Below are 24,977 nucleotides of genomic sequence, written 5' to 3' on the forward strand. Positions count from 1 at the left end.
TCGTTAGTTACCCCAGGTTTCTTTCACTTCTTCAACAAACTCAAGTTCCGGATTTAGAATGTCGAGAATTACATTTTTTATTGATCTCATCGGAGTTTCTAAAAGCGCTCGCGAGATTTCTTTTTCTCCGAAAAGATGAAGATTCTGCACACCTTTGTTCACTTCAGCAAAACTCCAGATTCCACATTGCAGAAAATTATCCGGATATTTTTCTTCATTTAAAACCGAATAAGCGTACACACAAAGCTGCATCGCCTGCTTATAATCATATCTGAAAAATAATTTTTCAAGTTTTTCTTCGTCTTCAGGCTTTTTCGGAACTGAGAGCGAAAGATTTTTAGTTTTCGCCGTTTTAAAATCAATAATCCTGAGATTTCCGTTAAGGCGGTCAACACGGTCAATAAATCCGTAAAAATAAACGGGATCCCCTTTTTCACTATCAAGGAAAAACTGCACATCTTCAAAGTTTCCTTCAACGCTTAAAATTTCAAGCGAGTTGCCCTGTTCCAACAAATTTCTGTCGTAATCAATTACACTGCGTACTACCCTTTCTGCAATAGATTTATGAATGAAATTCATCCCTTTTTCGTAAAATTCAGTTTGGTGTTTCAGCTTTTCTATCGCGCGGTTAATTACATCAATAATCACTTCATTAGAAATCTCTAAATCACTTACAGTTAATTCTTTACCGATAAATTTTTCATAAATATCTTGAAGCGAATAATGCACGAGATTACCGTAACTGCGCTGCGAAAGTTCTTCTTCAATTTCACTGGTTTCTCTTGTATTGAGAATTTTGGTGAGATAAAAATCTACAGGATTATAAATATAAGAGGTAAGATGCGAAGCCGAAATTTTCTTTTTCCACTCATTCAGTTTTTCAAGGACTTTCGGGGTTTTTTCAATATGGATTGGTTCCTGGCGAATCGGATCTGAAGAATTTTCGATGATGATATTTTCAATCTCGTGATGGCTGTCTTCAATCTCCATTTGGGTAATAAACCGGCTTTTTTCGCCTGTATTCACCCCTGAACCCAAGGCGTTGAAAAGTAGATGAACATTCTTCGAATCCTGAATTAAGCGGTAAAAATGATAGGCATAAATCCCATCGTTTTCTAAAAAAGTATGCAAACCGAAATGTTTCCTGATATCAAACGGCAGATAGGTATTCTGTGAATTTCCGAGCGGCAATTTACCTTCGTTCGCAGAGAGCAAAATAATATTTTCGAAGTTCAAGAGCCTTGTTTCCAAAAGTCCCATCACCTGTAAACCTGCCAACGGCTCGCCCTGAAAATCAATCGCTTCGGAATTTACCAACTGATTGATCAGCACCTCCAGGGTGTCCATGTTTATCTGAAAATTGTAAGGTGAAAGCTGATTTTTAATAATTTTAAAACTCTTTTCGAAATGCGCAATATTTTCATAAAGAATATCATCCAGCGGTCTGAATTTCAATACGTAACAGTAATTGATGAGCAAATCCAGGAATTCTTTTACAGAACCGGGCTTCTGAAAAAGTTTGAAATAAGAAAGGTCTGAAAGCAATTCCCCAAACTGTTTTTTAGAAATATAAACAATGTTTCGCTCTTCAATTGTAGTTTTGAAAGCAGCTATAATTTCTCTGTCGGATTCATCATTCGGAAGTTCCTCCAGTACCGCAAGCACATCATTGTAATAATAGGAAGAATCCTTTTGCTCAAGCTGTTTCTGAAGATAAAACAGTTTTTTAATCGCATTACTGAAAGCAAGATTTTTCAGCGGAAAACCCATGGTAATATTAAGATATTCCACCGAGCTGATCGCGTCTAAAGTTGCCGGAAGCAAGTTTTCGTCGAGCAAAACGACTGCAGTTTTCGACAGATCTTCAGGTGTTATTCCTTTAAAAATTTCGGGAAGTACTTTGGCCTGTGTAATATTTCCGGAAACCTCATAAACTTTAATTCGTTTTTCCTGTGCAAAATCGTTTGCAACCCATTGGAACGGGCGACTTTCATTAAATTCTTTCCAGGTTTTATGGTTGCGAAGAAATTTGCCAGCTTCCTGGCGTTCATCATTCATGTAGTAGTCATCAGCCTGGAAAAAACACTGCGCTTTATCCCACTGAAGCAGACTTTTTACCAGTTGTTCCTCGACCGGCGTAAATGCATTAAAACCACAGAACACGAATTTCTGATCAGTTTTCTGGGCAAAATCTGCAATTTTTCTTTTTGCTGTTTCATGAATCATGCCTGAAGTTGCCCAGTTTTTTTCTGTAAGTTTCTTTTTTAGGATCGGAAGAAAAACATTCATCTTCTGCCAGAAATTCAGGAACTTTCTTCTCGGGTTGTCTTCTGATTCGCCAAGGTTTTCAGACCAGTTTTTGATGCGTTCTTCATCGAACATATAGACCAAAACCTGCTCATCGCTTTCTGAAAATTTCATAATATCATCCCAATCCTTCAGCAGCGTTGGAAACCATTTAAGAAAAGAAGCAAAATCTTCAGAAGGCTGAATCTCGCGGTAGATGTCGAATGCGAAAAGCCATAGCGAAATTCCCTGCAGATGCTGTTTGCCGGAAAGATCGCGTATTAAATCTTCCACTGTGAAAAAGTTTGGCAAAAAGCCGGAATATTGCTTTTCTTTCAGTATTTTTTTGATGAAAACAACAGGTCTTTTTCCGGGAAGAACAATATTGAATTGTGAGAGATCCGAATTTTGGGACAACAGTTCGGTGATGATTTTATTGAGAAATTTCATAAAGAATGCAAAGATGAAAAATAAGCATAATTTCATAAAAAAACATCAGAAATAAAATAATTCTGATGTTTTTTCTATATTTTGAACTTTAATTATTGAACCACGATATTCTTTTCGATCCAGATATTTGCACCGGCTGTATCTTTGCCGTTCCAGAATCTGAAAACATAAGTTCCGGTTTGTTGTGGCCTGAAATTGATCTGTGAAACTCTTGTCGCAACTTCACCACAACTGGCTGAAGTTTTAAATTTATATGATATTACTTTACGCTCCAACGGTGCAACGTGCTGATAATCATAACCATAAAATCCTTCGCACTGCGTACTGAACTGCGAGAAGGTTTTTATCGTTTGCGTAGTATAAATATCCATCGTATCCTGCGCGATTTTTACACTGTCTATTTTCAATGGTTCTGTACTTAAAATCTCATCACCTTCCAAACGGTCGTTGCAACTTGCCAAACTGAAAATCAAAAGAGCAACGAAAATGGATTTGAATATTGTTCTCATAAAATTGAAATTTATTAGTGAAATAATATCAATAATTGCTTTAATCTGATGAATTATGAATTGAAATTTCCTTTAGATAAATATACTACTTTTTTGGTTTCGAAAAACTCACTATCAAAAAATTTATTCAGTTCAAAGATTTCCGCTTTCATTCCGGCGAGTTCTTCAGATAAATCGCCACCTTTTAAATAAAGAACGCCGTTGTGTTTAGGGTTAAACTGTTCTTTTTCGAATTTTCCCTTCAACCATCGTAGAAAAACCGGCATCTGTGTTACCGCTCTGCTTACAACAAAATGGAATTTTTCTTTTAAATTTTCTGCTCTGCCATGAACTGCGGTCACATTTTTTAATCCGATTGCCTGCGAAACTTCTTTTACAACTGTGATTTTTTTACCAATAGAATCGATCAGCGTAAAATGCGAATCCGGAAACAAAATAGCCAGCGGAATTCCCGGGAAACCACCGCCAGTTCCAATATCAAGAATTTTTGTGTTCGGAGCAAATTCCATCACTTTTGCGATTCCGAGAGAATGCAGAATATGTTTTTCGTAAAGCGAATCCATATCTTTGCGGGAAATCACATTTATTTTTTCATTCCATTCTCCGTAGAGTTCTTCCAGTTTACTAAACTGTTCTTTCTGTTGTTCGGTAAGGTTCGGGAAATACTTTTCTATAAGTTCAGCAGGCATTTAAATATAATTTCCACAAATTTAAAAAAACAAGTTCAGAACTTTGCAGAAAAAAATTATCTTTGAGAGATTTAAGAATGATTATGGAAAAACACTCTGAAAGGCTTAACAGAATGAGCTTTTCGCAGACTTTTGTAATGAGTAACAAAGTTCGGGAAATGAAAGCCAACGGACTGGATGTTATAAGTTTAACACTTGGAGAACCCGATTTTGATGTTCCGAAAAACATTAAAGAAGCGGCTTTTGAGGCAATCAATAACAATTTCAGCCACTACTCTCCTGTTCCGGGATTTCTTGATTTAAGGCAAGCCATTTGTGACAAACTGAAGCGCGATAACAATCTCGATTATCTTCCTTCTCAAATTTGCGTATCCAATGGTGCAAAGCAGTCTATTTTAAATGTTTTAGCGTCGGTCCTTAATGACGGGGATGAAGTGATTCTGCCGGCTCCCTATTGGGTGAGTTATGATGAAATGGTGAAAATGATGGGCGGAACTTCGGTTTTTGTGGAAACATCAATTGAAACTGAATTTAAAATTACCGCCGAACAGCTCGAAAAAGCAATTACGCCAAAAACTAAAGTATTACTTTACAGTTCGCCGTGTAACCCGTCGGGAAGTGTTTATACGTATGAAGAACTGGAAAAAATCGCGAATGTGATTGCCAGGTATCCGCAAATCACCATTATTTCTGATGAGATTTATGAATTTATAAATTACGACGGAAAACATACCTCAATTGCTGAATTCCCGCAGGTCTATGAGCAAACCGCCGTTATCAACGGAATGTCGAAAGCGTTCGCAATGACAGGCTGGCGAATTGGCTACTCTGCGTGCCCAACATGGCTCGCGAAAGGCTGCGAAAAAATTCAGGGACAAATGACGAGCGGCGCCAATACGATGGCACAGAAAGCGTCGGTAACTGCGCTGAAAACAGATCCTTCGGAATACCGTTATATGATTGATGAATTTAAAAAAAGAAGAGAGATCGTATATCATCTGATGAAAGAAATTCCCGGATTCAAGGTGAATTATCCTGAAGCAGCGTTTTATTTCTTTCCGGATATTTCTTTCTATATCGGTAAAACTTTAAACGGAACTGAAATAAAAGACGCCGATGATTTTGCGATGTTTTTGCTTGAAAACGCCTATGTAGGAACGGTGGGTGGCGTTTCTTTCGGAAATGCAAACTGTATCCGTTTTTCTTACGCAGCTTCTGAAAAAGAGCTTAAAGACGCCATGAACAGGATAAAAGTCTGCCTGGAAGAAGCGATTATTGAATAAATTAAACACACAACTACAAAATAACAAAGGTTCGAAAATTTTCGAACCTTTGTTATTATTATGAAAAATTATTAAAATTTAATAATGTCTTTCATTTTTTCGTTTTCTTCGTTTACCAAATCATCATCAACCAGGATTTTTCCGCTGTGTTCATCAATGATAATTTTTTTTCTCTGCGCAATTTCCATCTGCTTTTGTGGAGGAAGTGTAAAGAAGGATCCTTTTGGCGCACCTCTTTCCAAACCTACAACAGCAAGCCCTGTTGGTGAATTGGTACGGATTCTTTGATAAGAAGCCAGCAATCTTTCGTCGATATTTTTTGCAAACTCCTGCGATTTTTCAACTAAGAAATCTTCTTCTTTCTGGGTTTCAGCAACCAGACTTTCCAGTTCTTCTTTTTTGAATTTCAGGTGATTTTTAAGTTCTTCGATTTTATTGTTCAACTCTTCAAAAGTCTCATTTTTATGCGCAATTTTCGCTCCAAATTCCTTAATTCTTTTTTCAGCCAGCTGAATTTCAAGCTCCTGGAATTCTATTTCTTTTCCTAAGGCTTCAAATTCTTTATTGTTTCTTACCGTTTCCTGCTGAGCTTTGTATTTGTCGATCAGGGTTTTCGCATGATTGATGACTTCATTTTTTGTATTGATTTCATCATTCTGTTCTTTTATTTCGTTCTGAAATTTATCAGCTCTTTTCTCCAGACCTTCGATTTCAATCTCCAGATCCTCAACTTCAATTGGTAATTCACCTCTTGTATTGCGGATTTCATCTAATCTTGAATCGATGATTTGCAGGTCATAAAGCGCCCTTAACTTATCTTCAACAGAGATTTCTACAGTTTTTTTAGCCATATTTTTATAAAAAATAATTTACAGGATTTGTATTCTCAACAGATTTTGAGACTGCAAATTTAGGAAAAATTTCCGATAAAATCTCAATTAATTGTTGGGTTACAAATTGTTCAGACTCAAAATGACCGATGTCGCAAATAAGCATTTTGCCTTCATTCTGAAAAAATTCATGATATTTTACATCTCCCGTTAAATACGCATCACAGTTCTGCGAAAGCGCGGCTTTTATGCCACTTGCACCACTTCCGCCTAAAACACCTACCCTTTTTATTTTTTTGTTGTTAAGCTGAGAGTGACGAATCATCTTTAAACTGAATTTTTCTTTTACAAACTTAAGGAAATCAGTCTCATCCATTTCTGTTTCAAGGTCACCAAATCTTCCTAATCCGGAATATTGATTTTCGTTTTCGAGTGTGATGATTTGGTAAGCGACTTCCTCATAAGGATGCGCATTCTTCAAGGCAGCCATCATTTGATGCTGTTTATAGTGTTCAAAAATTACAGAAACCATCTGCTCATCAGCATTTTCACGGATATTTTGGATTCCGGAAAATGGATTTGAACCTTCAATCGGTCTGAACGTTCCTTTACCCTGAACCGTAAAACTGCACTCATCATAAAATCCTATATTTCCTGCGCCAGCTTTAAAGAGGGCGTTTTTAACAGCTTCTGTATAATTATTCGGAACGTATACTTCCAGCTTTCTAAGGTTTTGGGGTTTTGGCATTAAAATCTTCTGATTCTGAAGACCTAATTCCTCGCAAATCCTGAAATTAACTCCAAAATAATCATTGTCAAAAGCTGTATGAATCGCATAAATTGCAATTTTATTCTCCATCGCTTTTAAAACTGCCCGTTCTACATAGTTTTTTCCTGTAATTGACTTTAAACCGGAAAAAATAATGGGATGAAAGGTGACAATAAAATTTACTTTTTTGGAAACAGCTTCGTCGATGACTTGTTCCAAAGCGTCATGACAAACAAGTATTCCGGTAACATTACGCTGCAGATTACCGCACAATAATCCAACATTATCAAAATCTTCTGCCTGTTTTAGAGCGATTTTTTTTTCTATTTCAGAAACCACTTCCTTTACTGTCATTTTCTTAAGTTTGTAGCGAAAGTAAGAATTATTTCTTACATTTAATTTTGAATTACACCTATGGAAAAGGAACATAACTTTATATCCGAACGCACGAAATGGAAACGTCAGGTTTACCGTATTATCTTTCTTTCAGACACTAAACTTGGTAAGCTCTTCGACCTTGTTCTTTTGGTTCTTATCTTATTAAGCACCTTCATCGTCATGATGGAAAGTGTAAAGATTTTCGATGCTAAGCTCCATCTTGTTTTTGTAATTCTTGAAATCATCATCACTGCATTTTTTACGGTTGAATATGTGTTACGAGTTCTTACCATTAAAAATAAGAAAGCATATATCTTCAGTTTTTTTGGAATCATCGATTTTCTGGCAATCCTTCCTTTTTACCTGAGTCTGTTTTTCCCCATTACAAAGTACTTTTTGATTTTAAGAATGCTCAGGATGCTGAGGGTTTTCAGGATTTTTAACCTTCTGGATTTTATGAATGATGGCTATTTCATCGTAAGAGCTCTGAAACACAGTTCCAGAAAGATATATATATTTCTCCTGTTTTTGGTAATATTCTGTGTAATCGTGGGTTCGCTGATGTTTATGGTGGAGGGTCACCGGGAAGGATTTGAAAGCATTCCACAGAGTATTTACTGGGCGGTAGTGACTGTAACAACAGTGGGTTATGGTGATGTTTCGCCGGGTACACCACTCGGTAAATTCCTTTCAGTTCTTCTAATGCTTGCCGGTTATTCTATCATTGCTGTGCCGACAGGAATTGTAACCGCAGAAATGCGCAACAAACGCCAAAATCTGGAGAAAGTTTGTGACCGGTGCGGGAATGAGGATATTGATGATGATTCGCGTTATTGCAAAATCTGCGGCGAAAAAGTGGTATAAAAAAAGAAGATGCATTTTAGCGCATCTCCTTTTCTTCTCAAAATTTGTGTTTTAGGTCTCAGGTTTTTACCTTTTGTTACAAATCATCATTTGTGATTATATGAAACGGTGTTTTAATCTTTAAACAGTGAAACACGGGTTAATGATTGAAATTCCACGGTTGCAGCCGCATCTGCTTTCAAGAAAAAATTATAACCTTTAGGAACCGTATTTGCTGGTGGTTCGTATCCAACACTAGCTTCATCCGCTATAGTTACAAATAAGAACGTTAAGATGTTACCCGCTGGAGAATTTGAACCACTAGGAAGCGATTGAATAGAATTAATCTCGAACAAACTAACGGGATTTCTCATAATTGCCATCACGGATCCCGCGGAACCTGCACCAGCAACAACCCTTACAACTAAACGCCACATGTGAACCTGTCCTAAAATTTGATTTTCGCGAAATTTTCCTGTTGCATCATCATAAATAAGTGGGGTCATCACCGCTGCAGATCCAACCGTGCCGACCATCTCAGGCCAACTGGTTGTGCTTGGAGGTGCAAATGTTAACGGTGTACTTAGTATTAATGGTTGCTCAGCACCATACCCGTTACCTCCTTTCGGTAAAACAAATGATGGTAAACTCCCGCCTGAACCTCCTATAATTTTTACTACCCCATCATTACCGGCAGCTGACGAGGAGGCAACAAATAACCTTCTCCATTTCTGTCCGGGATCATCCCAATAAAAGAAACCTGAGGTTGTTAAGAATTCGCCTCTTCCGGTGCTTTCTTGGTTAGGAACCGATGCGGCAGAAGTGGCATAAACCAAGTTGGAATAATTCGAGGTTGATGCCGCTGCATAACCTTGAGCTACAGATATCGGCATATTAAATATTTCATCTCCTGTAAACCTGGGGACAAGCAAACCTGCAACTTTAGTTGCAACATCTTTACCATCAATCTGTAAAGTCGTAGTTGGCGCAGTGGTATTAATTCCCACCTGCGCGTGTGAAATCGTAAATAGGATTAACGACATTCCTAAAATAAATTTTTTTCTCATCATGTGTGTTTTTTACGATTTAAAATTACTACTAATGAATAGAATAAAATACCGTTAAAACACCTTTTTTTAATAAATTATTTTATTGTATATTACAAAGTGTGAAAAATATACTAATCGATTCCGTCTATTAAATATTCCTTTTCCAAACAAAGACTGTGTGTAGGCATCCTTGGAATAGTGCTAAATCTCAGCTTTTTTTGTGTATTAAAAGGGTAAATAAAAGAGTTGAATTTATCAACAAAAGAATTTATAAAAACTATTGTACGCATAAAATAAAAACACTCCAAATTCAAGGAGTGTTCTTTTTATTTGAAGAATAAGTTAAATTTATCTTGTAGAATTACTTTTAACGTTTACCAATTCAACGTCGAATATTAACCATGCGTTTGGTGGAATAACTCCGCCTGCACCTGCGGATCCGTAACCCAGGTCAGATGGAATCAATAAAGTAGCAGCTTCTCCTTCTTTCAGAAGCATGATTCCTTCATCCCAGCCTTTAATTACCTGACCAACTCCGATTGGGATATCGATCGGCTGATTTCTTTTGAATGAAGAATCGAATTCTGTTCCGTCAACAAGTTTACCTGCATAATGTACCGCTACCTCGTCACCCCGCTGTGGAGCAATGCCATCCGTAGTTTTGGTGATTTTATAATACAGTCCTGAAGGTGTTACCTGCATTCCGGCTTTTAAATCATCAACTAATTTTTGCTGGTTTGCTGCAAATTCTTCAGCCTTTTTCTTCTTGTCAGCTTCAATTTTTGCCGTTGCTGCTTTGTTGTTTTCCTGGATCTTTCCTTTTCCTTCATTGAAGATGGCAGCAGCATCGTAGTTTTTATATTCGTCACCTTTAGTGAATACTGATACTTTTTCTAAAACAATATCGGTTTTAGGTTTATCCTGGGGTCCTTTTTCAACATTTGCGATAGAATCGATCACCTCTTTTCCATTAACAACTTCTCCGAAAATGGTATGTCTGCCATCTAACCAAGGAGTCGCCACTTCAGTGATGAAGAACTGAGAACCATTGGTGTTCGGTCCGGAGTTCGCCATTGAAAGGATTCCTTTTCCACTGTGTTGAAGATCATTTTTTTCATCATCAAATTTGTATCCGGGATCTCCCATGCCGGTTCCTTTCGGATCGCCTCCCTGAATCATGAAATCTTTAATCACTCTGTGAAAAATCGTTCCGTCATAATAAGGAACTCCTTTAGCTTTAGCTTTATTTTCAATTTTTCCTTCTGCCAAACCGACGAAATTAGCAACGGTTACCGGTGCTTTTTTGTCTTCGAATTTCACAATCATATTTCCTTTGGAAGTCTGGAAATTTGCATAAAGGCCATCTTTCAAACCTTCGTAAGTTTCTTTGTCTACGTTCATTTTTTTATAAATTGGAGTGCAACTCGACAGCGAAATTGCTGCTATTGCGATTAAAAAATTTTTCTTTAGCATTAATTTTATTTTAAAGTACTTTAATTTTGATAATCAAAGGCATATCATTCGGGATCTTATCATTATCACCGTATGTTCCGAAAGCTAATATTGAAGGGACTAACAAAGTTGCCTCCTGATTTTTATCCAAATACCGAAGGGCATCCTCTACTGCTTTTAATTCCTCAAAACGGCCAAACTGAACATTTACATTCCGCTTTGGTTTATCATAAAGTTTCACCTTGTCGAAATCGTAAATTTCATATTCGTAAGATATGGTTTCGCCGTCTGGCTTTTTTTGATTTTGCTGAAGATTCTCAATATTAACCCAGTAATTCAGACTCATCGGATAAAATTTTTCCGCCTGATTATTGATCCAATCCTGGATCTGGGTCCGTTCCATCTGATTTAGGTTTTTTGCCCTGTTTTTGGAGGTGTTCAGATCTTTTTCACTGAGAATTCCACCAACGGGCGGATGTACCTGTTGATTCTGGGCGCAGCCAATGAGCAGTAAGGATGATATGATGATTAATTTCTGCATAAATACTTTGCGAAAATAAGGAATTCGCCCCATATGCTCAAACGAAAAAACCGGGATAAAATTTTTCCCGGTTTCCAGATATGTTTTTAATGGAAGCTTAGGCAGTTTCCAAAATGTTTTTTTCTACCAAAACTCTCCATCCGAAAGGATCTTCAACTTTATTGGTTTGAATATCTACAAGATCTTTCTGCAAGGTTAAAGCAAAACTTTCTTCGAGCGAAAGACTTGGAAGCTGCAGTTTTTCTCCGTTATAACCTAACGCCTTGAAAACAGTGGTAACAACAGCAGTTCCCACGCCCCAAACTTCTTTTAAAGTTCCGTTTTTCTGTGCTTCAATTACAGTTTTCACTGCTACCGGTTCAATTTTCACTTCAATTCCCCGTCTTTTTGCCAGCTGAATAAAACTGTCACGAGTAACCCCATCAAGAATTTTTTCAGATGTTGGCGGCGTATAAATCGTATCGTTAATTCTTACAAAAACGTTCATCGTACCACTTTCTTCAAAATATTGGTGAGTAGCATCATCGGTCCAGATAATCTGCTCGTAACCCTGCTCTATAGCCAACTGTGTCGGATAAAAAGATGCTGCATAGTTTCCGGCTGCTTTTGCAGAACCTACACCTCCACTTGCCGCTCTCGAATAAAAATCTGAAATCAACACAGAAACGGGCTCTGAGTAATAACTTTTTGCCGGAGTTGCCACAATAGCAAACATATATTTATTAGCTACTCTTGCTTTCAATGCTTCTTCCGTAGCGAAAATCAACGGACGAATGTAAAGCGACATCCCTTCTCCCTGTGGAATCCATGCTCTGTCGATATCTACCAAGGCTTTCAAACCGTCAATAAACATTTCTTCAGTCACCTCCGGCATTGCCAAACGCGACGCTGATTTATTGATTCTTGCGAAATTCTTCTCCGGACGGAAAAGAAAAACCTGCCCGTCTTTATCCTTATAAGCTTTCATACCCTCGAAACAAGCCTGTCCGTAATTTACGCCCATCATCGCAGGTGAAAAAGGCAACTGACCGTAAGGTACAAGTTTTACATCACCCCATTTTCCGTTTTCATATTCACAGATAATCATGTGGTCGATAAAAGTATTTCCAAACGAAAAATTCTCAGGATCAAAAGTTGAAATTCTCGGATTGGTAGATTTTTGAATTATCATATTAAAAATTTTTTTTGATGTTCTACAAATTTAACATAATTTTTTAAATATCAAAATTTTAAATTAATTTTGAAAAAAATTGAAATGCAAAGAGCGATTAAAACCACTTCTGACGGAAGCAAAACATTGTATATCAGCAATTTAAACGAAAACTACCATTCGCATCACGGCGCGTTGCAGGAAGCAAGACATGTATTTATTGATCATGGATTAAAACGCCTAAATAATTATGAAATTAATATTTTAGAACTCGGTTTTGGCACAGGACTTAATGTTTTAGTAACAATTGATGAATTTTTGAAAACTGATAAAAATCATGTTATTCACTATTTCACCATTGAAAAGTACCCCGTAAATGAAGGTGAAGTTAAGGAATTGGGTTATGATGTCTTTTTTGATGAACCAAATATGAAGGAATACAACCGCAAATTACACCAGTGTGAATGGAACAAAACCACAGAATTGCTGCCCAACTTCTTTTTCACAAAATATCACTGCGACTTTTTTGATCTTAAAGAGCTGGAATTACCTAAAATTAACCTTGTTTACTACGACTGTTTCGGTGCCAGAGTACAACCTGATTTATGGGAAAAACCGCTTTTTGAAATGGTTGCCGACAAAATGGAGACAGGCGGACTGCTTACCACCTACTCTTCCAAAGGCAGTGTACGTAGGATTTTAGAAGAACTGAACTTTAAAGTAGAGAAAAAAGCCGGACCTCCGGGAAAACGCGAAATGATCAATGCCATAAAACTGAAAACAGAGGAATGTTAATTATATCTTAATTTATTAACTTTGTTTTGATAGAAAACTGACACATGATCGACAAATTAAATATAAGGGTGTACGCTACAGCAGTTAAAGATCGAAAGGTACTGGTGCTGCACGAAGAATATGCCGGTGAACAGCTGATGAAACTTCCCGGTGGCGGTCTTGAATTTGGTGAAGGAGTCCTCGATTGCCTGCACCGCGAATTCGAAGAAGAACTGAATGTAAAAATCAATATCCTCGAACATCTTTATACGCAGGAAGAATTTGTAGTTTCGCGATTCCGGGACAATGAGCAGCTTTTAACAGTATATTATCTTGTTGAAATCATCGATGAAAACGAGTTTCTCATCATGGATCCCTGTATTGAAAAAACAGAATGGATTCCCATCGATACCGATGGAAACCCATTTATTTTGCCTGTAGATAAGATTGCGTTTGAAAAACTGAAAGAACGGCTGTTATAAAATATCATTCAGGATTTTAGCCAATCTCAATCCTCCATATAGCAGCTGTCGTTCCATTAAATCTGCATATTTGTAGTTATAATCGTAAGCATACGACCCATCCATTAATGTATTTGCGTAGATTTTATTGGCACTTTGGTGACTGTCATACAGCCATTCTTCGAGCGTTCCTGCCTGTATTTTCTTTACTTCTTCTTTTGATTTCACATCCAGAAGCGTTGTGTATTCGGAATAACTGTATTTCTGGAAATCTATAAGTTTAGAGTCCCACAAAGAATGGAGATTGGTATTTTCCCCAAAAAACTTGAGTTTTATTCTGTTGCCACCCAAATCTTCTGCTCTGCCAACGTGCATCGGTTGGGAAGAATCGCCCACCAGGTGAATTAAAAATCTTAACGCCATCTCGCGGTCCTTGGCTGATGTTTTTTTATCTTTAATCTGAGCCGAAAGTGTTTTAATCTGGGTATATAAATTAGGTCCGGTCTGAGCCTTCAAACTGTCGGAAAAAGATTTGAAACTATCCTGAGGATTGATGTTTACATAATGCCACTGGTCGGTGTGCTTCCAGACACCAGTAGTATCAGATTTTATAAAATCCGGCCAGTTGGCCCAGTAAGCCAGTTTTTGGTCTCCTATAATTTTCTTCAGATGTCTTTTGGCTTTTCCGGTCAGGTGGTTTTCTGCGATATCTGCAACAACTCGGTGCCCAGTAACACCGTATGAATACATAAGGTTAGAGGCTGATACTGCGGTAAGTAGCACCAGATTGAAAAGAATTTTTCTCATAAATTATTTCTTAATTTTAAATTTTTGGTAACCGGGATAGGGAAGAAAGTATCCGGCATTCCAGTTGCTTTGGAGCAGTGATTCCAGAAATTCATCGGTACGGTTCCGGTGAGGGTCGTATGGTTCTTTAAGCTCTATATCCGCGAGATTTCCCTTTACATTCCACCAGAAGGCACTCCAGCCTCCGCGCAGTTCCTTAATAATTTCGTATACGGTTTTTCCTGTAGCACGGTTCATCAATTTTGCGAAAACCCTTCCCTCCGTGGTCGTTAAATCTCTCAGTTGCGCTTCGTACTGGGAAGCCAAAGCATTCTGTCTTTCACTTACATATTTCTTCTGATCTCTGCGGTCCAGCGCTTTCATGTCATCCTGAATATCGGTGTACTGCTCCAAGGCAGTTAAAAACAGCGGATAAACACGGTTGAGCTTTTTATTGAGGAAAAAATAGTAGTTCTGGTCCAGTTGGTTATTGAATCTCGGTTTGTTGAAAAGGACTAATTCATCCATCACCACCACATTCTCACCATCAATTTCGTATATCTTGGCCTTTTGGGCCTCATCGTAGTAATATTTATTTCCGTATTCGTCTGTTTTCAGCAATTCCGGGGGATACTGGCTGATCGGTTTCGCAATAACAACCGAATCCTGCTGAGCATTTGCATAAAGTCCGAAAAACAGCAGAAATAATAAGACAGGTTTGTTAAAATTCATTATTTTTACTTCGTATAAAATCAAGCTTTAAAGTAACAAATTTCATTCCTTTTATCCATGCAATTTGAAAATAAATCATTAAAATTTTTAGAAGAATATTTAAACATCGCCTCACCTACAGGTTATGAACATAACGGCCAGAAAATCTGGATGAATTACATTAAACCTTATGTTGATAAAATTGAGTTCGACCATTACGGAACCTGTTACGGTATCATCAATCCTGAAGCCGATTTCAAGGTGGTTATTGAAGCTCATGCTGACGAGATTTCGTGGTATGTAAACTATATCACCGATGACGGATTAATTTACGTGATCCGAAACGGGGGTTCGGACCAGATGATCGCCCCATCGAAAGTCGTAAATATTCACGGAGAAAAAGGCATTGTAAAAGGAGTTTTCGGCTGGCCAGCCATTCATACCAGAGGAGTAAACTCCAATGAACCCGTCCCTAAACTTGAAAACATTTTTATTGATTGTGGGGCGACCTCCAAAAAAGAAGTTGAAGATTTAGGCATTTTCGTTGGGTGCATGATTACTTATCCGGATGAATTTTTCCAGCTGAACGACAAATATTTTGTCTGCCGCGCATTAGATAACCGAATTGGCGGATTTATGATTGCTGAAGTTGCCAGAATGCTGAAAGAAAACAAGAAGAAACTCCCGTTCGGACTTTATATCACCAATTCAGTACAGGAAGAAGTTGGTTTATATGGCGCAGACATGATTGCAGATACCATTAAACCGAACATTGCTATCATCACCGATGTTACGCACGATACCAGCACTCCGATGATTGAAAAGAAAAAAGAAGGTGACCAGAAATGTGGCGACGGACCGGTGGTATTTTTTGCTCCAAGTGTACATCACGTCATCAGGGAGTTGATTGTAGATACCGCTAAAAAGAAGGAAATTCCTTTTCAGCGGGCAGCTGCAAGCCGGGCGACAGGGACAGATACCGACGCATTTGCTCATTCCAACGGCGGTGTACCTTCAGCACTCATTTCACTTCCTTTAAGATATATGCACACTACCGTAGAAATGGTTTCTAAAGAAGATGTATCCAATGTCATTCAGCTGATTTATGAAACGCTGCTGAACATAAAACCGGACATGAATCTGAAATATCACTAAGAAAGAGTTAGGGGAAAAGGCAAAAGATAAAAAATAAAAGTAAAAAGGTAAAAGTAAAAGAATAAAAAAGTAATATGAAAACAAAATTAATCGCTCCGTCACTACTCTCAGCAGATTTCGGAAACCTGCAGCGTGATATCGAAATGCTGAATAACTCGCAGGCCGACTGGCTTCATGTAGATGTAATGGACGGAAGATTTGTACCGAATATTTCTTTCGGGTTTCCGGTGATGAAAACCATTCAGCAGCATACCAGGAAGTTTGTCGATGTGCACCTGATGATTGTGGAGCCGGAAAAGTACGTTGAAGAATTCATCAGTATGGGCGCCGATTTGGTTTCTGTGCATTACGAAGCCTGCACGCATCTGCACCGCACCATCAGTTTAATTCAGGACAAAGGGGCAAAAGCCGGTGTGGTACTGAATCCTGCTACTCCCGTTCTGATGCTGGAAGATATTATTGCTGATGTTGACCTGGTTTTGTTGATGAGTGTAAACCCGGGATTTGGCGGACAGAAATTCATTGAGAACACCTACAAAAAGATAGCAGAAACAAAAGATTTAATCCTATCAAACAACTCTACCGCGCTTATTGAAGTTGACGGCGGTGTGAACCTTGAAAACGCTGCGAAGTTATTTGAAGCAGGTGCAGATGTTTTGGTTGCAGGTAATGCAGTGTTCTCGTCAGAAAGTCCTGAGCGCACGATTGAGCTTCTGAAGATCTAAGTTCAGTTCCTTACTTACCATCACTGCATAAAAAAGTCCCGCACGAGCCGGGACTTTTTCAGTTGTATACTTTGCAGGTTTAGAAAATCTCTCTTCCTGAAAAATGGAAACTAGCTTCGATTAAAGCATTCTCGTCAGAATCTGAACCGTGTACCGCATTTTCGCCTACGCTTCTTGCAAACATTTTTCTGATGGTTCCTTCCGCAGCATCTGCAGGGTTTGTAGCACCGATTAATGTTCTGAAATTTTCTACAGCATTATCTTTCTCAAGAACTGCTGCAACGATTGGTCCTGAACTCATGAAGTCTACCAATTCCCCATAAAAAGGTCTTTCAGCGTGAACTTCGTAGAATTTCTTAGCATCAGCAACTGTTAACTGTGTAAGTTTCATTGCTTTGATTTTGAAACCTGACTCTGCAATTTTCCCTAAAATAGCACCAATGTGACCATCTGCTACTGCATCCGGCTTAATCATGGTGAATGTAATTTTACCTGACATATATCTTGTTTTTATCTGGCGCAAAAGTACAAAAACTTTTATATATTTGTACCGAAAATTCCTTTCATGAGAAGCCAATTTATTTTGGCATGGAAGTTGTAAATTAATTTCCGATTCTCATGTTTAATTTGAGTTTTCATGGTTATTAGTTTTTACCCAGCCTCGGCTGGGTTTTTTATTGGGCATTGATTTCCTCTGCCTCTTCCATGAGTTTCAGGTAGGTTGCGTAGCGGGTCTCCTCTATTGCTCCGGTTTCAAGCTGCTGAAGTACCGCACATTTGGGTTCGTTGATATGCATACAGTTGTGGAACTTACATCCTCTTCCGACACGGAATATTTCCGGGAAATAATGCTGAATTTCTTCCTTCTGTACATCAATCATCGCAAATTCTCTTACACCAGGCGTGTCGATTACACTGCCCCCAAATTCCCAGAAATGCATCTGTGCAAATGTAGTAGTGTGTTTTCCTTTGAGTTGAGATGATGATATTTCTGATGTTTTCAGATTAAGATCCGGTTGCAGGGCGTTGACAAGTGTAGATTTCCCGCTTCCAGAATGGCCAAAAAACACAGAAACCTGGTCTTTTATGATATCCTGAAGCGTGTCCAGATTAAGTTTTGAGTAAGATGAAATCTCCAAAGTCTGGTAACCGATATTCTGATACAGCGCTTCTGTTTCTTCCACCAGCTCGCGGGCAGCATCATTTAGGATATCCATTTTATTGAAGAGGATCAGCGGCTTGATGTTGTAGGCTTCACAGCAGGCCAAAAACCTGTCGAGGAAGCCCAGTGAAGTTTCTGGATGTATCAGGGTGTAGATAAAGCAGGCTACATCGATGTTTGAGGCGATGATGTGCGCTTCTTTCGAAAGGTTCACCGATTTTCTGATGAGATAATTCTTTCTGGGTTCAATCCTCGTGATCCAGGCGACATCATCCTGTTCCAAAGAAAATTCTACCTTATCTCCTACCGCCAGCGGATTGGTAAGCCGGGTTTTAATCAGCTTGAATTTGCCACGTATCCTGGCTTCAAAAAACCTTCCTGTTCCCTGATCCAGAACCTGGTACCAACTTCCGGTAGATTTGGTGACAAGACCTTTCATTTGTTATTAATGATTATCGTATTTGATGACATTAGCATAAAATTTATGGCTTTTGAGAAATCAGTATCCTCATATTCAAATCCTGTGTTTCTCAGATTGTTATAGTAGTCCTGAAGATTTTGGTAATAGCTTTTTTCGGTCTGAAGAGCAAATCCTTTTTCTTTAAAATGGGCTACTAAAAACCACTTTTCCACAAGCCCGCGCTGCTGCATTATAAAAATCAAAATAACCAACTTCAATTTCAGTATCACCGGCTTCATTTATTGAATAGAGCAGCTGGTCGCTAAGTTCATTTCTGAACGCTTCCAATAATACATCACTCAATAATTTAAAGTCGCTCATCTGTTAGATGTTATTCTGGATTTCAATTGACTCTTCATGAATTGCTTTAAAGACTTTCTCTATGAAATCGGGCGACATTCCGGTTTCATCAGCTTTCTGGGTTGCGTATTCGGTGATGATTTTCCAACGCTCCGGTTGAAAGATGGCAATATTGTTTTCTTTCTTGAGCATACCGATCTTTTCTGAGATTTTCATCCTGTGGGAAAGAATTTCAATCAGCTGGAAATCGAGGTCAGAAATAAGGGTACGGTGACGGCCCATTTCATCATCGAATGCAGAGATATCGGAATTTCTAATCTGTAAATTCCCGATCAATTCTGCAAGCACTTCCGGGGTAATCTGCTGTGAAGCGTCACTCCAGGCATCGTCGGGATTGCCGTGGGTTTCTATGATCATGCCTTCGTAGCCAACGTTCAGGGCTTCCTGGGCGATCCCCGCCAAACCGGTTCTGTTGCCGCAGATATGCGAAGGGTCTACCAGCATCGGGATGTTGGGAAACTGCTGCTTGAAATCCAGCGCAATCTGCCAGTTTGGGATATTGCGGTATTTGGTTTTCTGGTAGGTTGAAAAGCCACGGTGAATAACGCCTAAGTTCTTTACATCCTGGCCCAGAAGTCTTTCCAGAGCGCCAATCCACAAGGCAAGATCAGGGTTCACAGGGTTTTTTACGAAGACGGGCTTATCGGTTCCTTTGAGGGCTTCGGCGATTTCCTGTACGGTGAAAGGGTTTACGGTAGAACGCGCGCCAATCCACAGGGTGTCGACGTCAGCTTCCAGAGCGGCTGCCACATGGTGGGCATTGGCTACTTCGGTAGCGGTTCTGAAGCCGTATTCTTCTTTTACTTTCTTCAGCCAGTTGAGACCGATGACTCCTACGCCTTCGAACCCGTTGGGTTTTGTTCGCGGCTTCCAGATTCCGGCACGGAAAATAGAGACGGCGTCTGTGGATTCTTTTATCCTTTTAGCGGTTTCCAGCATCTGCGATTCGCTTTCTGCACTGCAGGGGCCGGCAATAATTAAGGGAGAGGCAAAATCTTTTACCCAGTTGTTCTTCAGTTCTTTTAAATTCATGTTATGGTAAAAAGCCAAATTTCATTGGCATTGTTTTGATTATTTTAGCTCAAATCAAACTTAAAGATTTCGTCGAGTTCTTTTAAAACAGGATTGATTTCTGCAAATTTATCAAAAATCTTCCGTTTTGTCATGATTTCTTTTTTCAGGGTAACATCGTTCTTGTACTCAACTGCGATATTGAAATGACTTACTTTGTGCATAAAATGGTTAAAGAAATCTGCCCGTACCTTCTCGAACTCACTTTTTGCAGAATCTGATGGATAGGTGATTTCAATGGTGTTTTCGTCCTTTTTCTGCAGGATGAAAGAACTTATGGCGCTGTAGATGATGATATCTCTTTTCTTAAGTTCTGTGAGGAACTTCTGCCACTCGGTGCGGAGATCGGTTTCGGTGAAGTGATTGCTTGGCAGATGCTCCTTTGCCGTGGTTTCTGTTGCTTCTTCCTTTTCTTCGGTCTGCTGTAACACGGCAGTGATGCTGAATTTAGAAGAAACCTTGCGCGCCGCAATGGGTGCCGCTGTCTTTTGAACTACAGGTTCTTCCTTCTGGGGAAGCTCTGCAGCAACGGGTGTTTTGGTTTCAGGTTTGGGGGTTTGTGGAACTGATAACGCAGTTTTAAGAAGCGGCGCTAATATCAGATACTTTTTTTTTTAGGCTCGGCACCGTTCGCCGTGAGGGACGAAAGCTGCATTAAAGCAATCTCTACCGTAAGCCGTGGATTCTTGGAATTCTTATAATTGATGTCTGCATGGTTGCAGATTTCAATGGCGTCGATAAGCTGCTGGGCATTCCATTTTTTGCTCTGTTCGGAGAATCTTGCTTTGGTCTTCTCGCCAACTTCGATGAGGTTCAGAGTATGGGGATTCTGCGCCATCATAAGGTCGCGGAAATGGCTGCCCAATCCTGCGATGAAGATGTGGGGATCGAAGCCTTTTTTCACGATCTCATTGAATGCGAAAAGCACATCGGGAATTCTGTTTTCGTGCGCCAGTTCCACAATATTCAGGTACTGGTCGTAATCGAGGATATTGAGGACTTCGGCGGCTTTGGCCAAAGTGATGTTCTTCTGGGTAAAGGTTGAAAGTCTGTCGAAGATGGAAAGTGCATCACGCAGCGCACCATCAGCCTTTTGGGCAATGAGGTAAAGTGCGTCGTCTTCGAAGGCGATACCTTCCTTAGCCGCAATATTCCTAAGATGACTTTGGATGTCTTCAATGGTAATCCGTTTGAAATCGTAAATCTGGCAACGTGAAAGGATGGTAGGAATAATCTTGTGTTTCTCGGTGGTGGCGAGAATAAAGATGGCATGCGCAGGCGGTTCTTCCAGTGTTTTAAGGAAGGCATTAAACGCCGCTGAGGAGAGCATGTGCACCTCGTCAATGATATAAATCTTGTACTTCCCTACCTGAGGTGCAAAGCGTACCTGGTCGGTGAGTTCGCGAATGTCTTCAACGGAGTTGTTGGACGCAGCATCCAGTTCGAATATGTTGTAGGCAAAGCCGTCTTCGGAGGTAGAACCGTCTCTTTCGTTGATTTTACGGGCGAGGATCCTGGCGCAGGTCGTTTTACCTACTCCACGCGGACCACAGAACAGGAGTGCCTGTGCGAGCTGGTTTTCGTGAATAGCATGCTCCAGTGTATCTGTAATATGCGCCTGCCCTACCACAGTATCGAACTCCTGAGGGCGGTATTTTCTTGCAGAAACCACGAAATTTTCCATTGGTCAAAAATAAGGAAATTATTGAGATGATAAAATAATTGTGAGAAAATTAGTGAGGGTTTTATGGTTTAATTCTGCATCAATAACTTAAAAGAAATACACCGAATCCCTCACTCCTCAATACCTATCACATTAAAAACGCACAAGGTGTAGATTCCTTTGGAAATGATTCCCAAAACAACCCCTTTTTGGGAAGGAGATCCGAACAAGACTCGGATAAGACTTGAAGAAATGTACAGGGAGACGTTAAGAATACCTTACTTTTCCTGCACGATGGTATGACGCAAGTATGGCGCAACTACGGCTCAACCTTTGGTATCTGCTTGTGAAAAGGGGTTACAAAGAAATTAATCAGGTAAAAAAATGATTATCGGTAATTTGAATCGGGCAATAACGTTCTGATTTGTAATGTGTTGTAAATTTAATGATAAATGGTGAGTCCTGCAACTGTATACGCTGATTTTATTTTATTTGATGGAAAAGTAAAGTATGGCGGAAGTAGATTCTATAATTGATATTAGAGAGAAGTTTGAGTTACCACTGTTTTGAGATAAAAACTGATGCGGAACGCCCATCTTAATTTTAAAACGATGCTCAGTTAAATGTACAGTTGTAGTTATATGCCTTATTTACTGCGCATTTATTATCAACAGTACCATGTAAGTAGCAAAAGTTTGAGGAAACAAAAGTAATTATCCAATACATTTATTATATTTGAATACATATATATCATAAACGTGATACCAACATCTACAAATTTTGGGATGTTTGTATTACGGAGTGATACATATAAGTAAGTTAGGTGCAAGCAGGACAAAAACCGTCAAAAATGGGACACATAAGAGAATACTATGAAAGAATCGTAAAGCTACAAGAATCGGAATGGGAATTTATAGCTTCACATTTTGACAGAAAGGTGTTTGCCAAAAACCAAATCATCACACGGCAGGGCGAAACGGAAAATTACCTTTCATTCGTTGAAACGGGCATCGTTCGGTTTTACATTCCCGATGATGAAAACGAACTGACTTTTAATTTCAGTTTCGACAAAGAATTTACCTGTGCTTACGACTCTTTTCTCACGCAAACACCGTCCGAATACGAATTACAGGCATTGACGGAAACCGTTGTTTGGCAAATTTCCTTTGACGATTTGCAAAAAGTGTATGCCCAGACCAAAGTTGGGAATTATTTAGGACGCTTCGCTTCCGAAAAATTGTTTTTGGCTAAAAGCAAACGTGAACTGTCCTTGCTTAAATACAATGCGAAAGAGCGTTATTTAAGACTGTTCAGCGAACAGCCCGACATTTTAAAATTCATTCCGCTAAAATACGTGGCTTCCTACATCGGAATAACGCCACAGGGCTTGAGCCGTATTCGCAGACAGATTACTTAACATAGGTTCATTGCCAACCTTGTTCATTCTTTGGAACTTTGCGATAAAAAGCAAAGGAATGAAACGACCTATTTTAGCATACGGACACAGCATTTTAAAACAAAAGTGCAACGACATCGAAAAGAATTATCCCGAGTTGGACAAGCTAATAGCCGATATGTGGGAAACAATGAAAAACGCCAATGGTTGCGGATTGGCTTCGCCACAAATCGGACTTCCGATAAGACTTTTTGTAGTGGACAGTAAAACAACTTTTGAAAATCTTGACGAAGCGGACAGGGAAATCTATTTTGACAAAGACGACAAAGGAATAATGGAAACTTTTATCAACGCAAAAATCATTGAACGTTCCGCAGAGCTTTGGGAAGACGAAGAAGGCTGTTTAAGTATCCCAAATTTATCGCAAAAAGTAAAAAGACCTTGGACGATTAGTATAGAATATTACAACAAAGATTTTGACTTTCAAACAAAGACATTTAGCGGAACGACCGCAAGAATGATACAGCACGAATACGACCACACAGAAGGAATTTTGTATCTTGACTATCTAAAACCATTGACCAGAAGGCTGATGGAATCCAAACTTAAAAAGATTGCAAAAGGACAGATAAAGACGAAATATCCAATAAAATTCGTGTAAAAATGCCAGCACCTAACAATGTGTATAAGCAATAGCGGGGAAAGTGCCAAAACCAAAGTTTTTGCCTTTTAGCTATCTTTGTGCTAAACTGAACAGTAAGCGTACAAAACCCGCTACTGCTCATACACTTGACCGTTATGCGAAAGCAATTCAGACTCCGCAAAAATGAAAACAATAGAAAAGATTTTACTGATTGTAATTTTAGAAATAATTATATTTTGGTTTTTGGTTCGTTATTATTATTTGCCAAAATTATATTCAAATCCTGATTTGATTACGGCACAGAATCTTATCATTATTACAGTAATAATCAACGTGATTATCTGCGGAATTCTTTATTTCACAAAGAAAACAAAATTTAAAAATGCTTTCTTGGCGAATATCATTTTAGCACCGATTATTCTTCTCCTTGTCTTTAGCAAAGCGCACAAAACCTTCAGGCAGGAAAATTTTTCAGGTGGAAGTTTTAAATATAAGGGGTCAAAATTTTCAGTTTTTGTGGATAAGAAAAAAAATAACTTTACCATTTTTAAAACTGACATAAATACCAATGAAACTAATATTATTGCAGGTGACATAGAACTGCAAAATGATAAAATTCTTCTAAAAAATAGAAATGAAGAATACCTAAAAATGATACAATAAAAGGAATTGACGGTAAAAATTTCAAACTAAAATAAAATTTGCCTTCGCATAATAACCAAGCTTTCGTTTTGTCTGCAAGACAAGAAATGAAAGCCTGTTGAACGGAACCTCCGGTGGCTTTTCCTCCCCACTTGAACAGTGTATTTGCAAAAAACGGGGTTAAAATTTTACTTTGAGAATTTAGTTTTTAATATCCGCAAAAATGCTTTTCATATTTCAATTTTTAGTAAATTAGAAATCCGAAAAAGCATTTTTCTCCAGGCGGCTTCACTTATTACTTTTGGTTTTTAGTTGCCCGTTCTTCGCAAATACTTTTTCGTTATCTGTAACCCTTTATGAAAGTCCACGAAAAATTGAATACCCATAAATTTTTAAAGATTTTTTACTTGACTATTTCAAATCTAGTCTTATTTTACTGTATTCATAAATTATTTTTTTTTAAAAATATCTTTGGAATTCCTCTCAACTTTCTTTTATCATTATCGTGTCTAAATTTTGCAGTTGTGAATTCTTACGAGAGTAAATTTTTGGAAAAAAAACAAATTTGGTATCTAATTTCTGAATGGGTTCTAGGATTTTTATTAATATCAATTTTCACTAAACTATTTTTTATAAGGAGTTTGGAGCATCAATCTTCTTATTGGATTTCAGTTTTTATTGCGTCATTGTTGGGCGGAATTTTAAGCGTCATAAATCACAATAAGACATTCAAAAGTAA

At 38.6% G+C, this 24,977-nt stretch carries 26 protein-coding genes; 9 read left to right on the top strand and 17 right to left on the bottom strand.

The window, feature by feature from the left end; translation table 11 throughout:
• Window positions 1–3 precede the first annotated feature (3 nt).
• From CDW55_RS07755 to rsmG, 3 genes are all read right to left on the bottom strand, one after another.
• Entirely contained in the window at window positions 4–2,736 is a 2,733-nt protein-coding gene (locus tag CDW55_RS07755; RefSeq protein ID WP_088469182.1) for a PD-(D/E)XK nuclease family protein, read from the bottom strand.
• Between the two features lie 92 nt (window positions 2,737–2,828).
• Window positions 2,829–3,245, bottom strand: coding sequence for a hypothetical protein (locus CDW55_RS07760; RefSeq protein ID WP_088469183.1), 417 nt, complete (start codon window positions 3,243–3,245; stop codon window positions 2,829–2,831).
• Window positions 3,246–3,298: 53 nt separating this feature from the next.
• Window positions 3,299–3,934: a 16S rRNA (guanine(527)-N(7))-methyltransferase RsmG gene (rsmG, locus tag CDW55_RS07765; RefSeq protein ID WP_088469184.1), complete on the bottom strand. Its 636-nt coding sequence runs from the start codon at window positions 3,932–3,934 to the stop codon at window positions 3,299–3,301.
• A gap of 83 nt (window positions 3,935–4,017) precedes the next feature.
• Here rsmG and CDW55_RS07770 point away from each other — a divergent pair, with 83 nt between their 5' ends.
• Complete coding sequence (locus CDW55_RS07770; RefSeq protein WP_088469548.1) at window positions 4,018–5,217, top strand: pyridoxal phosphate-dependent aminotransferase; 1,200 nt, start codon at window positions 4,018–4,020, stop codon at window positions 5,215–5,217.
• A gap of 71 nt (window positions 5,218–5,288) precedes the next feature.
• On the opposite strand, the gene CDW55_RS07775 is transcribed toward CDW55_RS07770, so the two are convergent.
• Both CDW55_RS07775 and CDW55_RS07780 read right to left on the bottom strand, forming a co-directional pair.
• Entirely contained in the window at window positions 5,289–6,068 is a 780-nt protein-coding gene (locus CDW55_RS07775) for a zinc ribbon domain-containing protein (RefSeq protein ID WP_088469185.1), read from the bottom strand.
• A 4-nt stretch (window positions 6,069–6,072) separates the two neighbouring features.
• Window positions 6,073–7,170: a Nif3-like dinuclear metal center hexameric protein gene (locus CDW55_RS07780; protein ID WP_088469549.1), complete on the bottom strand. Its 1,098-nt coding sequence runs from the start codon at window positions 7,168–7,170 to the stop codon at window positions 6,073–6,075.
• 60 nt (window positions 7,171–7,230) lie between these two features.
• On the opposite strand from CDW55_RS07780, the gene CDW55_RS07785 reads away from it, so the two are divergent.
• Entirely contained in the window at window positions 7,231–8,058 is an 828-nt protein-coding gene (locus CDW55_RS07785; protein ID WP_088469186.1) for an ion transporter, read from the top strand.
• A gap of 113 nt (window positions 8,059–8,171) precedes the next feature.
• Here the strand turns inward: CDW55_RS07785 and CDW55_RS07790 are convergent, their stop codons facing one another.
• The 4 genes from CDW55_RS07790 to CDW55_RS07805 form a co-directional block, all read right to left on the bottom strand.
• The gene (locus CDW55_RS07790; RefSeq protein WP_088469187.1) at window positions 8,172–9,107 is read right to left on the bottom strand and encodes a hypothetical protein; all 936 of its coding nucleotides are present in this window, start codon (window positions 9,105–9,107) and stop codon (window positions 8,172–8,174) included.
• Between the two features lie 327 nt (window positions 9,108–9,434).
• The gene (locus tag CDW55_RS07795) at window positions 9,435–10,487 is read right to left on the bottom strand and encodes a peptidylprolyl isomerase (protein ID WP_228399625.1); all 1,053 of its coding nucleotides are present in this window, start codon (window positions 10,485–10,487) and stop codon (window positions 9,435–9,437) included.
• An 82-nt stretch (window positions 10,488–10,569) separates the two neighbouring features.
• Entirely contained in the window at window positions 10,570–11,079 is a 510-nt protein-coding gene (locus CDW55_RS07800) for an FKBP-type peptidyl-prolyl cis-trans isomerase (RefSeq protein ID WP_088469550.1), read from the bottom strand.
• A 97-nt stretch (window positions 11,080–11,176) separates the two neighbouring features.
• Window positions 11,177–12,250, bottom strand: a complete 1,074-nt coding sequence (locus CDW55_RS07805; RefSeq protein ID WP_088469189.1) for a branched-chain amino acid aminotransferase — start codon at window positions 12,248–12,250, stop codon at window positions 11,177–11,179.
• 84 nt (window positions 12,251–12,334) lie between these two features.
• Between CDW55_RS07805 and mnmD the strand changes: the two genes are divergently transcribed.
• Together mnmD and CDW55_RS07815 are read left to right on the top strand one after the other, a co-directional pair.
• The gene (gene mnmD, locus CDW55_RS07810; protein WP_088469551.1) at window positions 12,335–13,024 is read left to right on the top strand and encodes a tRNA (5-methylaminomethyl-2-thiouridine)(34)-methyltransferase MnmD; all 690 of its coding nucleotides are present in this window, start codon (window positions 12,335–12,337) and stop codon (window positions 13,022–13,024) included.
• A gap of 44 nt (window positions 13,025–13,068) precedes the next feature.
• Complete coding sequence (locus tag CDW55_RS07815; protein WP_088469190.1) at window positions 13,069–13,485, top strand: NUDIX domain-containing protein; 417 nt, start codon at window positions 13,069–13,071, stop codon at window positions 13,483–13,485.
• On the opposite strand, the gene CDW55_RS07820 is transcribed toward CDW55_RS07815, so the two are convergent.
• A complete protein-coding gene (locus CDW55_RS07820) occupies window positions 13,480–14,214 on the bottom strand; it encodes a S1/P1 nuclease (protein WP_410492777.1) in 735 nt (244 codons plus the stop codon). The genes CDW55_RS07815 and CDW55_RS07820 overlap by 6 nt on opposite strands.
• A gap of 60 nt (window positions 14,215–14,274) precedes the next feature.
• Complete coding sequence (locus tag CDW55_RS07825; protein ID WP_088469192.1) at window positions 14,275–14,982, bottom strand: DUF4294 domain-containing protein; 708 nt, start codon at window positions 14,980–14,982, stop codon at window positions 14,275–14,277.
• Window positions 14,983–15,039: 57 nt separating this feature from the next.
• Between CDW55_RS07825 and CDW55_RS07830 the strand changes: the two genes are divergently transcribed.
• The gene (locus tag CDW55_RS07830) at window positions 15,040–16,116 is read left to right on the top strand and encodes a M42 family metallopeptidase (RefSeq protein ID WP_088469193.1); all 1,077 of its coding nucleotides are present in this window, start codon (window positions 15,040–15,042) and stop codon (window positions 16,114–16,116) included.
• Window positions 16,117–16,190: 74 nt separating this feature from the next.
• Window positions 16,191–16,841, top strand: coding sequence for a ribulose-phosphate 3-epimerase (rpe, locus tag CDW55_RS07835; RefSeq protein ID WP_088469194.1), 651 nt, complete (start codon window positions 16,191–16,193; stop codon window positions 16,839–16,841).
• 79 nt (window positions 16,842–16,920) lie between these two features.
• Here the strand turns inward: rpe and CDW55_RS07840 are convergent, their stop codons facing one another.
• From CDW55_RS07840 to dnaX, 6 genes are all read right to left on the bottom strand, one after another.
• On the bottom strand, window positions 16,921–17,340 hold the full coding sequence (locus tag CDW55_RS07840) for a nucleoside-diphosphate kinase (protein ID WP_088469195.1): 420 nt from the start codon (window positions 17,338–17,340) through the stop codon (window positions 16,921–16,923).
• A 175-nt stretch (window positions 17,341–17,515) separates the two neighbouring features.
• Complete coding sequence (rsgA, locus tag CDW55_RS07845; protein WP_088469196.1) at window positions 17,516–18,442, bottom strand: ribosome small subunit-dependent GTPase A; 927 nt, start codon at window positions 18,440–18,442, stop codon at window positions 17,516–17,518.
• A 162-nt stretch (window positions 18,443–18,604) separates the two neighbouring features.
• Window positions 18,605–18,784: a hypothetical protein gene (locus tag CDW55_RS12420; protein WP_143332945.1), complete on the bottom strand. Its 180-nt coding sequence runs from the start codon at window positions 18,782–18,784 to the stop codon at window positions 18,605–18,607.
• Window positions 18,785–18,787: 3 nt separating this feature from the next.
• Window positions 18,788–19,855 carry a chorismate mutase gene (locus CDW55_RS07855; protein WP_088469198.1) on the bottom strand — a complete coding sequence of 356 codons (1,068 nt, stop codon included), beginning with the start codon at window positions 19,853–19,855 and terminating at the stop codon, window positions 18,788–18,790.
• A gap of 44 nt (window positions 19,856–19,899) precedes the next feature.
• Complete coding sequence (locus CDW55_RS07860; protein ID WP_228399626.1) at window positions 19,900–20,325, bottom strand: hypothetical protein; 426 nt, start codon at window positions 20,323–20,325, stop codon at window positions 19,900–19,902.
• A 167-nt stretch (window positions 20,326–20,492) separates the two neighbouring features.
• Window positions 20,493–21,578: a DNA polymerase III subunit gamma/tau gene (gene dnaX, locus CDW55_RS07865; RefSeq protein WP_088469199.1), complete on the bottom strand. Its 1,086-nt coding sequence runs from the start codon at window positions 21,576–21,578 to the stop codon at window positions 20,493–20,495.
• 829 nt (window positions 21,579–22,407) lie between these two features.
• On the opposite strand from dnaX, the gene CDW55_RS07870 reads away from it, so the two are divergent.
• From CDW55_RS07870 to CDW55_RS07880, 3 genes are all read left to right on the top strand, one after another.
• Window positions 22,408–22,974 carry a Crp/Fnr family transcriptional regulator gene (locus tag CDW55_RS07870; protein WP_073583490.1) on the top strand — a complete coding sequence of 189 codons (567 nt, stop codon included), beginning with the start codon at window positions 22,408–22,410 and terminating at the stop codon, window positions 22,972–22,974.
• Between the two features lie 58 nt (window positions 22,975–23,032).
• Complete coding sequence (gene def / locus CDW55_RS07875; RefSeq protein ID WP_073582486.1) at window positions 23,033–23,614, top strand: peptide deformylase; 582 nt, start codon at window positions 23,033–23,035, stop codon at window positions 23,612–23,614.
• Between the two features lie 165 nt (window positions 23,615–23,779).
• Window positions 23,780–24,259: a hypothetical protein gene (locus tag CDW55_RS07880; RefSeq protein ID WP_088469200.1), complete on the top strand. Its 480-nt coding sequence runs from the start codon at window positions 23,780–23,782 to the stop codon at window positions 24,257–24,259.
• The last annotated feature ends 718 nt before the right edge of the window (window positions 24,260–24,977 follow it).

It is taken from the genome of Chryseobacterium sp. VAUSW3, assembly GCF_002205795.1.
Taxonomy (GTDB): Bacteria; Bacteroidota; Bacteroidia; order Flavobacteriales; family Weeksellaceae; genus Kaistella; species Kaistella yananensis.